Annotated in this window: 11 protein-coding genes; 6 read left to right on the forward strand and 5 right to left on the reverse strand. The window is 42.3% G+C overall.

Translation table 11 applies throughout. The features are described from left to right. Positions 1–11 precede the first annotated feature (11 nt). Together B5F77_RS10265 and B5F77_RS10270 are read left to right on the forward strand one after the other, a co-directional pair. Positions 12–2,480 (forward strand): hypothetical protein, encoded by a 2,469-nt coding sequence (locus tag B5F77_RS10265; protein ID WP_140392866.1) that lies wholly within the window; start codon positions 12–14, stop codon positions 2,478–2,480. Next, a complete protein-coding gene (locus tag B5F77_RS10270; protein WP_087330446.1) occupies positions 2,449–4,488 on the forward strand; it encodes a glycosyl hydrolase family 28-related protein in 2,040 nt (679 codons plus the stop codon). Before B5F77_RS10265 ends, B5F77_RS10270 begins: the two co-directional genes overlap by 32 nt. A 150-nt stretch (positions 4,489–4,638) precedes the next feature. On the opposite strand, the gene B5F77_RS10275 is transcribed toward B5F77_RS10270, so the two are convergent. The 3 genes from B5F77_RS10275 to B5F77_RS10285 all read right to left on the reverse strand — a co-directional run bounded on the left by B5F77_RS10275 (position 4,639) and on the right by B5F77_RS10285 (position 6,939). Further along, complete coding sequence (locus tag B5F77_RS10275) at positions 4,639–5,814, reverse strand: hypothetical protein (RefSeq protein WP_087330448.1); 1,176 nt, start codon at positions 5,812–5,814, stop codon at positions 4,639–4,641. Positions 5,815–5,883: 69 nt separating this feature from the next. Next, a complete protein-coding gene (tatC, locus tag B5F77_RS10280) occupies positions 5,884–6,711 on the reverse strand; it encodes a twin-arginine translocase subunit TatC (protein WP_087330450.1) in 828 nt (275 codons plus the stop codon). A gap of 12 nt (positions 6,712–6,723) precedes the next feature. Continuing rightward, entirely contained in the window at positions 6,724–6,939 is a 216-nt protein-coding gene (locus B5F77_RS10285) for a twin-arginine translocase TatA/TatE family subunit (protein WP_087330453.1), read from the reverse strand. Between the two features lie 141 nt (positions 6,940–7,080). On the opposite strand from B5F77_RS10285, the gene fabD reads away from it, so the two are divergent. The 4 genes from fabD to B5F77_RS10305 all read left to right on the forward strand — a co-directional run bounded on the left by fabD (position 7,081) and on the right by B5F77_RS10305 (position 10,431). After that, positions 7,081–7,962, forward strand: coding sequence for an ACP S-malonyltransferase (gene fabD, locus B5F77_RS10290; protein WP_087330455.1), 882 nt, complete (start codon positions 7,081–7,083; stop codon positions 7,960–7,962). Positions 7,963–8,096: 134 nt separating this feature from the next. Next, positions 8,097–8,714 carry a recombination mediator RecR gene (gene recR / locus B5F77_RS10295; RefSeq protein WP_087330457.1) on the forward strand — a complete coding sequence of 206 codons (618 nt, stop codon included), beginning with the start codon at positions 8,097–8,099 and terminating at the stop codon, positions 8,712–8,714. Positions 8,715–8,717: 3 nt separating this feature from the next. After that, the gene (locus B5F77_RS10300; protein WP_087330459.1) at positions 8,718–9,893 is read left to right on the forward strand and encodes a glycosyltransferase family 2 protein; all 1,176 of its coding nucleotides are present in this window, start codon (positions 8,718–8,720) and stop codon (positions 9,891–9,893) included. A 1-nt stretch (position 9,894) separates the two neighbouring features. Next, positions 9,895–10,431 carry a GNAT family N-acetyltransferase gene (locus tag B5F77_RS10305; RefSeq protein ID WP_087330461.1) on the forward strand — a complete coding sequence of 179 codons (537 nt, stop codon included), beginning with the start codon at positions 9,895–9,897 and terminating at the stop codon, positions 10,429–10,431. On the opposite strand, the gene B5F77_RS10310 is transcribed toward B5F77_RS10305, so the two are convergent. Beyond that, on the reverse strand, positions 10,409–11,005 hold the full coding sequence (locus B5F77_RS10310; protein ID WP_087330463.1) for a YqgE/AlgH family protein: 597 nt from the start codon (positions 11,003–11,005) through the stop codon (positions 10,409–10,411). The genes B5F77_RS10305 and B5F77_RS10310 overlap by 23 nt on opposite strands. 81 nt (positions 11,006–11,086) lie before the next feature. Next, entirely contained in the window at positions 11,087–12,400 is a 1,314-nt protein-coding gene (locus B5F77_RS10315; protein ID WP_087330465.1) for a pyridoxal phosphate-dependent aminotransferase, read from the reverse strand. Between the last annotated feature and the right edge of the window lie 314 nt (positions 12,401–12,714).

Below are 12,714 nucleotides of genomic sequence, written 5' to 3' on the forward strand. Positions count from 1 at the left end.
AATTAGTCATTATGGAATGTGGATTGATAAATAGAATCAAAAAAAGTGTATGGAACTTTGTTTTTGTAAGTTATGTAGTTTCCTTATGCTTATGTATGAGCTCCTGTGAAGAAGACGAACCAACTGGTCAGTCCATTAACCTATCGTTCAAAGACCAGGAATTGTTATCTTATCTATTGGATCATTATGATTTGAACGGAGACGGAGCATTGAGTACGGAAGAAGCCGCACGGGTGAAAGAATTAGAAATAGATTATTCTATCACCCATTTGGAAGGCTTGGAATATCTGACTTCTTTGGAGAAGTTGGATATAACAAATGGCCATATCCAACATTTGGACTTGTCTTCTTTCCCGTTATTAAAGACATTGAGCATACAAGGCGATTCTTTGCAAACCATCAGTTTGCCTTCAAACAATTCCTTGGAAACAATGACTTGCTATGCTTGCCCTTTCTTGGAAACAGGTGAGGATTTTTATCGGCAATTTGGGAATCTGGAACGTTTGTATTGCGATACCACCTTTTTAAGCATAGTAGGCTTAGAAGTTTTTCCGAAATTACGGGTATTGGATTATAACGGGGAAATCTATTTTGATATTTCCGGGAATCAGCAATTGGATACGTTGACGTTGACATCATCTTGGGATGGTACTAAAAAATCTATAACAATCAAAAATGTATCTGCACGGGCTATAACTTTAAATAGATGGGCGTTGAATTTGTATATAGAAAATTGTCCATCTTTAGATTCGCTTCGTGTAGGTGGTGATAGTAATTCTTTAACCATAAAAGATTGTCCGTCAATGCAAAATTTATATTTTCAAGCCAAAGTGGATAGTGCATTAACGATAGAGAATTGTGAGCAATTGGAACAATTGTATTCTTATGTAGGTGATATGAAGTTGGACTTAAAGCAAGTACCTAATTTGAAAAAAATCTCTTTGCAAAGCTATATATATGAACCGGCATTTGTAGAAGCTTCCACACAAAATATCTCATTTGCAGAAGTTCCATCATTGGAAGAACTGCGTATAAAAGGTAATGTTTTATACAGTTTGGATGTAACTGAAAATAAACAATTGAAGAAGTTAGATATAGAAAGTACAGCAATACATTTTTTGAATGTTTCTCATTTGGAAAATTTGGAAAGGCAAACATGCAAAAGTCATAGGCTAAGCATGATAGATGCATCATATTGTACACGATTAGATACTTGTATATTTACGGAGACAAGAGATGTAACATTAGAATCTTTAAATGTTTCAGGATGTGCTTCTTTAAAATGCTTGGAACTGGGAAGGCATATGATAGAAACATTGGATTTACGAGATACAGATATTCGTAAATTAAATGTTAGATATAAAGCAGAATCATTAAACCCGTGGGGTACTATAAAATACTTGTATTTAAATTCAAACATTGAAGAATTGGATTGCTATAATAATCGAATAGAATCTTTAGATTTGAGTCATACGAACATTCAAATATTAGATGCAACGAATAATTCTCTAAAGGAATTGAAAATTGGTTCAAATATAAAGGTGTTGAAATGTAGAAGAAATTACATTCCAGAGTTAGACTTATCTAATTGCCATTTATTAGATACGCTCGATTGCAGTATGAACAGTATCAAAGAATTGTCTTTAGTAGACATGCCATTTTTGAAATATATAGAAATTACAAATAATAGTCTTGATAAAGTGATATTGCAAGGTTGTCCAAACTTAACCGTTTTGTCGGTAGGTAATAGTGGAACTTCTAAAAATTATTGTTCATTAGTCCAATTATTAGATTGCAATGGCTTGGAAAATGTGGATATCTCTGCATTAAATTATCAAATAAGCAATTCGCCTAATTTAAAAAGCCTATCTCTTAATCGCGTCAATCAAGATGGTATTAGCATAAAAGATTATCAGAAGTTGCAATATTTATCTATTCTGAATAGTTCGATTGGAGAGATTAGCGTAAGTGATTTACCGTTATTAGATGAACTAAGAATATCTCAAAATGAGAAATTAAAATCTATTCAAATGGAAAATATTCCGCAATTAAAAACAGTTACAATAGACAATAATAAGAGTTTGCAAGTAGTAAACCTTGTAGATTTTCCATTACTGAATGTCGTTAAAATTGCAGAAAATAGAAGTATGGAAAATGTAAGTTTATCCTCTCAAGCATTAACAACAATAGAAATGACAGACAATGTGAATATATCAAACTTAACGATTGAAGCTACTCATTTGACATCCCTGAAATTAAGCAACTTAACAAATTTGCCTGTAATTGATTTGTCCTCGTTTAGCGAATTGGTTTCTTTTAGTTGTACAGGATGCGATTTGTTTACTTCACTCGATTTTACACAGAATTCATTGCAATTAAAGGTAGATTGCCGAGGTAATCAATCCCTTCAAACAATCTACGCAAATCCGAATCAAAATATAATCAAGGATGATTTTACGAATATCGAATATATTTATTAATGTTTTAGTTTTCATTATTCTGGGGACATATACTTTAAGTGCCCACAATTGGCCGGAATTTACTCCGAAAGAAACCATTTCTGCAGGAGTTTATGTAGTAACACAAGATCATGCTGTAACGACCAACATGACCATGCAAGAAGGAGTTACACTGATTTTTGATGGTGGCAAATTAACAGGTAGTGCTAAGATTATGGGTAATTACACGCAAATCATTGCATCCAAAACACAAATCTTTGATACATCTTTAAGTTTTGATGGAATCTGGAATATCGACCGGGCTTATCCGGAATGGTTTGGAGCGAAAGCAAGTACAAGTACTAACCCATTTGATTGTAGTGCGGCTATCAATAAAGCTATCGAATTAAAGCAAGTGGGCGAAGTTTATATTTCCAGGGGAAATTATTATATCAAATATCCGATTAACATGAAATATGGAATCATTTTATGTGGAGAAAAAGCAGTCATGGTATCGGAAGAAGAAAATGCAGGTTCTACTATTTGTATATGGCCTTATGATAAGGAAAACTGTTTGCCTCATTTTTCTTCAACAAAAGATTTCATCATTACGGTCAATGTAAAAAATGCAAGTTCTAATCCTATGTGGGTGAAAACCTATCCTGCTCCATTAACTGCGATACGAAACATATATTTCTACAATAACGATGCTAAGAATGCTATCTTAAAGGGCGTTCTGTTTTCCGGTGGCATGGAAATCACACATTGCCGGTGGTGGAATTTTGCGCAAGCAGTTAAATCCGTATCTTCTGTTTATGCAGACAATAAAATTATTACGGACTGCCAATTCGATAATAATGTAAATGGAGCGTTTAATGATTCTTATGCTTTCGATTTATCTGGACTGGGAGACAACTTGACTTTTAAGCGTAATCATATTACAAAAGCAGGCGGTTCCTATAAGTTCAAAGGATTAAAAGTAGATAAGACCAATGGAGCTGAAATTTGCGATAACATCATCAATGCTTCTTCACTGATTAAAGACAGCAAAGCGGTTTCTTTTGTTTCCAATCATTTGGAAGGCGATGATACACAACTTACAATCCAACGGAGTGTAGTCCACGTATCGAATAATTTCTTTGAAAAGGGAACAGAACCGAGCCTTGTATTTGATGAAAATGCAGATAACTATGATTTGTCGGTTGTTTCATTAGTTGATAATTCGTTTTTATATTATGAGCATGAAAAGAAAGATAGCCAGAATAAAGATTATATAGAACCTATCAGTATGTATGATTTACAGATAGATGGAAGAATTTCACTCGAAATTTCCAATTCTTATCGTTATTGGGTGAAACGTAATATGATAAGTAAAGTTTATCCTATAGGACTAACTTTATGCGATAAAAGCGGAAATAGTATAGACAGTTTTAATAAATACAGTTATTTCCTTTCAACAAAAGGATCATTAAAAACAGCTTCTACTGGTGCCAATGTTTGCATACAATGTAACTCCGCTTTAAATACAGGAAATGTTTCTTGGACGATTATGACCAATAGTCAAGTAAAATGGAAAATAGAATCTGATACTTATACTTATTCTGCAATCTTGATTTGGGATAAAGATAGAAAGATTGTACATCCAAAAGTAAATATGACAAGTGTTAATCCCACAAAGAATGGAAATGGAGTATTAATGTGGATGAACGGAGCCAATGACATCGGTCATCAAGCCATGGTACGTTTGATCCGGACAGGAAATAATACTACAAAATACGTGGACTTACCTTTTACGGGCACTCATTTTATTTATGATAATGGACTTAGTGTTTGCGGTTTTCCATGGAAGAATGCAGATAACAGTATTACCGAAATTACCGGCATAACGCCTATCGGTGCCATCGAGTTTGTAGGAAATAATGTCGTTTGCCGGAGCAAGACCAAACCGGCTTCTACTTCTGGCTGGAAGAATGGAGATATTGTATATAATTTAGGTTCCGGAACGAATGCCATGTGGATTCTCTCCGACAATGTTTGGATTGATAAATAATTGTCCAGAAATTTCCTCGTATGGAAACGCGCGTTTCCTCCCGGGGAAACTCCAGTTTCCTGCCGGGGAAACGAGAATTTCCTCCCGAGGAAACGCCAGTTCCCTCACGGGGAAACGAGAGGAAACTGGAATATATTTTCTTTCAACTATTTAGAATTTCTTCAAAAGGAACGTAGGGTTGACGCGCAGATAGACGCCGGCCGAGAAGCTGGTGGCGTTCTTCAGGTGGATATATACGTCGATATCGGCGCCGATGCTAAAGCCATGGCCCAGCGTGCGAGACCATTCCGCGCCCAGCGTGACCATCTGGGGCGAATCGAACGTCCGCCCTTCGTCTGACAACGAAAGCGCGCCGTAGAAAGGACTGCCCAAGACCGAAACGAAATCGCGGCACATCCAATACGCGGCCTTCACCCGGAAATCGCGCAAGTCGGCATAGGTGCGGAGATAGAAGCCAGCCCCCATGTCGAAAGGCCAAAGATCTCCCGCTTGCTGCCAAGAGAAAGTGGCATCGGCCTCCGCCTCCACGCGCTTTACGACGGAATGGCGCGGATTCCAAACCGCCCCCGCCCCTATCGCGCCGTTGACCAGCGTCTGCACGGAATGCGTATAAATCGTATCAATCTCGCCCCCGCGATGTTGCGCCAATGCCTGCACCGGCAGGTAGAAATGCCACGGAGAGGTTTCGGCATTCAGCTTGATTTCAGACGACAACCCGACTACGAACGACTCCTGATGCGTATCTTCCCGGAAAATGAAACTGCGCCAATCCACCCACACGTCCAGCTCGAACCGCCGGGACACGTAGAGCAATTGCACGCCCGCCTCCGGGTCTGCCATCAGGTTCAGTTCCGGATTGTACAGAGGTTCTGCCAGCCCATGGCTCACCCTGCCGTAGATATCGCCCAGCACGATGCGGAAACGATCCGACAAGGCCGCCTCCGCCCGAAACCAAGGCAACGCATGAAAGCCCCGTTGGTATTGCTCGCCGCTCCATTCCGCGATGTCGTGGTAAGCATAGCAGGGATAAGTCGTCGCGCCCCAATAACGGAGCAGATGCGCTCCCAGTTCCAGCCGCAAGTTTTTCAGTGGTTGATAGGTCAACTTCGGTTGCAACCAGAATCCAGGCAATGAATACCCTTTCTGGAACCCGCCCGCATATTCATCGTCTTTAAAGAAACTCAAGCTATTCAATTCTATCGACAATTCCCCCTTCCGAAGCGAATCGAGACGGCTCTCCTCGCGGAACACCCGTTCGCCCACCTGCGCAAACAAAGGGCACACCAGGCAAAGTGCCACTCCTAAAGTTTCTATTTTCCGTATCATAATGATGTTAAAAAAAGGTACCAAGAAACATTTCCTCAGTACCTTATTATCTCTGTTATTCGTATAAAATCAAGCCTCTTCCCTTTCAAGCTCCTCGTCCTCTTCCGGCGGCGCCGGTTTGACAAAGAAGGCGCTTAGTTCGTACAACCCATAAAGTGGGAAGAATACGATGCTGAGCGTAAAAGGATCACTACTGGGCGTAATGAAGGCGGCTGCTATAAGCAAAGCCACAATCGCATGACGCCGATATTTGTGGAAGAAGGAGCGATTCAACACCCCTACCTGCGAAAGCAACCACGAAACAAGCGGCATCTCGAACACCACCCCCATGACGAAGATAAGCATCAAGAAGTTATCCATATAGGAATCCAACGACACTTGGTCTTCGATAGCACTACTCAATTGATAAGTAGCCAAGAAACGGAGCGTCATCGGAAATACCAAAAAATAGCCTACCAGACATCCTATGAAGAACATCATCGTCCCGCATACAAACACCCAACGGACATTCCGCTTCTCGTTCTCGTAGAGCGCCGGACTGACGAACTTCCATATCTCATACATCATATAAGGAAACGTCAAGAGCAACGCCAACCAAAAGGAGGTGGTCATGTGGGTAAAGAATTGTGATGCCAATTTAATGTTCACAATCTTTACCTGAAAAGCGTCATTACAGAAATCAGGGAGGAAAGAGAAATAAGAACTAATCTTACACATCCACTGATAAGTAACGAAGTCGGACGTGCAAGGCGCCGTCACCACATGGTCGAACAACCACGGCATGAACGAAAACCCGGCAATCGCAAAAATAAAAAGCGCAAGGATAATACGGAATAAAGTCCAACGAAGTTCTTCCAGGTGATCCCAGAACGACATTTCTTCTTGTTGTTCTTCCATCGTGCCTGCTGCTTATTTCTTAGAATTGTTCGTGTTCGTTGTATCCGTATCGTCTATCTTGATATCGTCTTCGATGCCTTTTACACCATCTTTGAAATTCTTTACGCCCTTGCCCAAACCTTTCATCAGTTCAGGAATCTTCTTGCCGCCAAAGAGCAGCAATACGATAATCGCAATAATAATAATTTCACCAGTCCCTAAGTTTCCAATAAATAGCAAATTGTCCATGATATATAAATATTATTTAGTCTGTTTTTTTCTTTCGACGGGCACAAAGATACAATTTGAAATGAATTGTACGTACAATCCTTCGAAAATTATTACCTTTGCACCGTATTAAAAAAGTAAAATTAGAAAAACAATAGAACAATGAAAGCGTATGTATTCCCCGGCCAAGGGGCGCAATTTGTCGGTATGGGCAAGGACTTATACGACAATAATGCTCTTGCAAAAGAGATGTTTGAGAAAGCAAATGACATTTTAGGTTTCCGCATTACCGACCTGATGTTTGCCGGTACGGACGAAGATTTGAAGCAAACAAAGGTAACACAACCGGCCATCTTCCTCCATTCGGTCATCTTGGCCAAGACGTTGGGTGATGAATTTCAACCGGATATGACAGCAGGACACTCGTTGGGTGAATTTTCAGCCCTCGTAGCCGCTGGCGCCCTTTCGTTTGAAGACGGTTTGGTACTCGTATCAAAGCGTGCTATGGCGATGCAAAAGGCTTGCGAACTGAATCCTTCGACGATGGCCGCCGTATTGGCTTTACCGAACGAAAAGGTAGAAGAGATTTGTGCTACCATAAAGGATGAAATCGTGGTATGCGCGAACTATAATTGCCCGGGGCAAGTAGTTATCTCAGGTACTATCCCAGGTATCGACGAAGCTTGCGAGAAGATGCTAGCCGCAGGTGCTAAACGTGCTTTAAAACTAAAAGTTGGTGGAGCATTCCATTCTCCGCTCATGGAACCGGCTCGTGCTGAATTGGCTGCAGCTATCGAAGGTACGACATTCAGCAAGCCTATTTGCCCGATTTACCAAAACGTAAGTACCGTAGCTGAAACATGCCCCGATACCATTAAAAAGAACTTGATTGCCCAATTGACCGCACCGGTACGCTGGACGCAATCCGTACAAAATATGATTGCCGACGGAGCAAACCACTTTATCGAACTCGGTCCGGGTGCTGTGCTTCAAGGATTAATTAAAAAGATTAACAAAGAAGTAACCACCGAAGGAAAGCAATAAATTTCCTATTGATAGTTATCTTTGTCGAAAAACATAACTATGTCTTGCTCAGAATATAACTATCTTCTAGAAGAAATATAGTTATATTTTTCCGCAAAGATAACTTCATTATAAAAACGAATGAAGAGCTATAGATGAAATACCCATCCGCATTATTAGAAAATGCAGTGAATGAACTGGCTACACTTCCAGGTGTAGGCCGAAAGACAGCACTGCGTTTGGCATTATACATGCTTCGACGCGACCCATCCTATACGGAGAACTTCGCCCGTGCCTTGGTCGAACTTCGCCAAGAGGTGAAGTATTGCCGCATTTGCCATAATATATGCGATGAGGATATGTGTTCGATTTGTGCCAATCCCAACCGAGACCATTCCTTAGTGTGCGTGGTAGAAAACATCAAAGAGGTAATGGCCATCGAAAACACAGGGCAATTCAAAGGCGTTTACCATGTGCTGGGTGGAATTATTTCACCCATGGACGGCATCGGACCGAATGACCTGGAGATTGATAGTTTAGTAGAACGCGTGGCAAGCGGAGAAATAAAAGAGGTTATCCTCGCGCTAAGTACCACGATGGAAGGCGATACGACCAACTTCTTTATTTACCGTAAGCTTTCTCCCTATTCCATCCAAATAAGCGTCATCGCCCGGGGTGTATCGATTGGCGATGAGATTGAATATGCAGATGAAGTAACGCTGGGACGCTCCATCCTGAACCGTACCAGTTTCAACGATTCCATTAAGTTATAAAACATGCCTTACGACACGCAATTATCCATCGTCATTGTCAATTACAATACAAAACATTTCTTGGAACAATGTCTTTATTCCATACATGCAGCTACGCAAGGTTTGGAAACGGATATCTACGTGGTAGATAACTGTTCGACTGATGGTTCCATAGCTTACCTTCGTCCGCTATTTCCAGAAGTTACCTTCATAGAAAACGAAAAGAACGTAGGGTTCGCCAAAGCGAACAACCAAGCATTCCGTATCTGCCGAGGCGAATATGTCTTGATGCTAAATCCAGATACAGTTGTGGGTGAAGAATCGCTCCGCTCGCTTTGTTGCTTTATGGACGAGCATCCGGAAGCAGGTGCTTTAGGATTGAAAATGCTCAACGGAAATGGCGTATTCCTGGCGGAAAGCAAACGCTCTTTTCCTACTCCTTGGGTGTCGTTTTGCAAGTTATTCGGATTATCCAAATTATTTCCTCACTCACCACGCTTCGCCAGCTACTCGCTATCTTACTTATCGGCAGATGAACAGCATGAAGTAGATATTCTTTGTGGTGCATTCATGTTGATGAGGCACGAGGCGTTGAATAAAATCGGCTTTTTGGACGAAGCCTTTTTCATGTACGGAGAAGACATTGACCTTTCCTATCGCTTCATCCAAGCCGGCTACAAGAATTACTACATACCCGAACGGATGCTCCATTATAAAGGAGAAAGCACGCAGAAAGTCTCATATAGCTTCCTTCGCCGATTCTATGGAGCGATGCTTATTTTTTATCGGAAATACTACATACAATCGTCCGTTTGGATGAATTTAGCCGTTCGGACAGCTATTCTCTTTCAAGCATTGACGGCTCCTTTGGTTCACATCTTCAAACAACAAACCAACGGAAAGAAGATGCGCCGAGTATTGGTGGTAGGACGAAATGCATCGTTCAATGACGTACGGAAATACCTTGCTACTTCATTCCGAAGGTGCGAATACATTAATCTTTGGAACCTTGACGAAGAGCGCATAGCTTCTGCCGTATGTCGCAAAAACCAAATGAAACGTTTCACGGATATTGTTTTCGTATATCCCGACGCACGATTCGAACAAATGTTTCTATTGATGGACCTTATGCCAAACAAGCAACTGGTTTATCATATTTATCATCGCATTCCTCACTTTTTAATATCTCCCGGAAAATAAAATGACACTTCTTTGTAACGACAAATTACGTCTTCGTCCACTCGAACCAGAAGATTTAGACACGCTTTATAAATGGGAAAATAATCCAGATCTTTGGATCCAAGGCAACACACTTGCGCCTTATTCCCGATTTGCGCTCCGTGAATACATTGCCCATGCGCATCACGATATTTACGAGTTGCGCCAACTTCGTCTTCTGATTGAACAAATTGATGACAAAGTGGTAGTAGGAATTGCAGATCTATTCGATTTCGAACCACATAACCGCCGTGCAGCCCTAGGTCTCTACATAGACACTCCGTACCAACATGCAGGCATAGGGCGGATGGCACTTCAACTGATGGTAAATTATGCGTTTTCGTTCTTACAACTTCATCAAGTTTATGTGCATATTCAAACAACTAATATACCATGCCTTACGCTCTTTCGTAAGTTTGGGTTCTCGTCAGTAGGCATTCTTCGGGAATGGGCACAGACTCCCGATGGATTTAAAGATGTAGAAATCTTCCAGCTTCTTAATTCAGGTAAGGGTCTTTAGGGAATTGTATCCACTGACGATATTTCCCCCCTAAATTGACCACCGAATGTTTCCAATAAGCCTCGCCATTATCTCCAAGGACATGTTCATCATCATCTAATCCGACGGCCCATGAGTTGGAAATGATTTCATTCTTCAGCTGTCCCTTCTCCCAACCGGAATAGCCCAAGAAAAATTTCACCCGGTCTGCAATTCGGCATCCACTTAAGATATATTCCTTCAACGCATCAAAATCTCCATCAAAATACAAGTTTGCATTTATTGCCACCGAATTAGGAATAACATCTCCCAACGCATGCACAAAAAACAAACGATTGGAGGCAACAGGTCCGCCTAAATAAATAGGAATGTCCGGAAGATTTTGGAAATCCGGGAATACGGCATTGACCGTCAGCTCCGTCTTTTTGTTTAAGATGAAACCCATCGACCCCGTATCCCCGGAATGTTCTATTAACAATACAACCGCCCGCTGAAAGTAGGCATCGCGTAAGAAAGGCTCAGAAATCAACAACCGTCCGGGCTGTGGCAACACATCATTGTGCTGAATTTGGAAAATGTTTTTATAGATCGCCATTTTATCCTCCTTTGTTTTTGCTTCGAGCCTCTAAATTAGTGTTAATAAAACAGAACTGCAAATTTTTTCGCCTCTTTTTTCTCAAAGCGGGTGATTTTCTTCGAAGATGGCCAGACGACGGTCTAAAAGGTCATATTGATTGTCCTTAATAAACGACGTGCAAGCTCGAAGTCCTTCTTGTCGGCTTCCGGTTGTCGAAAGAGAGATAGCACTGATTCCGTAGTATATCAATTCCTGCATGAGCTGGCTTCCCGTCATTCCCGGATATCCGATGGTGAAATAGAAGCCATCCCCTATCGGCTCGTCGAGATCGTGGTCATAGACAATATAGAATCCGTGGCGAATGAATATCTCTTTCAAACGGTGTGCGCGCCGACCATATTCTTGCACTTCGGATACGAAATCGAACGTTCCATCGGCTGCGGCTTTAAACATGGCTGCCAGCGCGTATTGGGCGGAATGGCTCGTGCCCGACGAAAGAGCGTAGAGCACACGGTGGATGTAGACCGTTCCGAATGTCCCGCCTCCGTATCGCTCGGTCAGTCCCGGATAAGCACGGTGATACAGCTTGTCCGAAATGGCCGTAATGCCGATTCGTTGCCCGGCATAGCTGAACGCCTTCGATCCGGAAATCTGCAGGATGTAATTATCCGTATACCGCGCAATCGTCGGCTGGTAAGGCGGTTCGAAGGGTTTGCCCAATGCTTTGCGGAAATCCATCGCAAAATAAGCTAAATCTTCGATGACGATGACATCATACTTCCGCGCCATCTCGGCAATAATCTGGAGCTCTTCGTCCGTCAGGCAAATCCACGACGGGTTGTTGGGATTTGAATAGATGAGCGCCGCCACCTCGCCGCTTTCCAACAATTCCTCCAATTTGTCACGCAATTTCTCGCCTCTATAATCATACGCGTCGAAAGAGACGTATCGATAACCCATGACCGTGACTTGCTGTTTTTGTACCGGAAAACCGGGGTCGATGAAGAGAATCGTGTCGCGCCCTTCCGTGCATTGCCCAGCCGTCAGGAACGAAGCAAACGTTCCTTGCATCGAACCCGTCACCGGCACGCAACCTTCGGGCGCGATGTCTACATTAATAAAAGCCTTGATGAAACGCGACGCCTGTTTCTTCAGTTCCGGTAGCCCGTTGATATTCGGATAAATGGAGGCAATACCGTTTCGAAGGGCGGCAATCTCAGCCTCAACGCCTACCTGCGCCGGCTGCAACCCCGGCACGCCCATTTCCATGTGTATGAACTCTGTCCCGGTTCGGTTTTCCAACTCAGACGAGATAGCGACCACTTCGCGAATCGTGGCCTTTCCAAAATCAGGCAAATGGTATTGCCCGATTACCTCTTGCGCGAGGGCATAATCTATCGGTGTTTCTTTCATTTTTCTTTTCTTTTTTATTCACGGACACAAAGGTAAGGATATCACACGCTTCCTGCCGTCTATTTAACATATATTTTATTTTGGGAAAGCTCCGCGCAGCCTGCAGCGAGCTTTCCCAACTTGGGATTCCTCCGCGCAGCCTGCAGCAAGCTTTCCCAACTTGGGATTCCTCCGCGCAGCCTGCAGTGAGCTTTCCCTACTTGGGATTCCTCCGCGCAGCCTGCAGCAAGCTTTCCCAACTTGGGATTCCTCCGCGCAGCCTGCAGTGAGCTTTCCCTACTTGGGATTCCTTCGCGCAGCCTGCAGCAAGCTTT

The sequence above is a fragment of the Parabacteroides sp. An277 genome (assembly GCF_002159645.1).
Classification (GTDB): Bacteria; Bacteroidota; Bacteroidia; order Bacteroidales; family Tannerellaceae; genus Parabacteroides.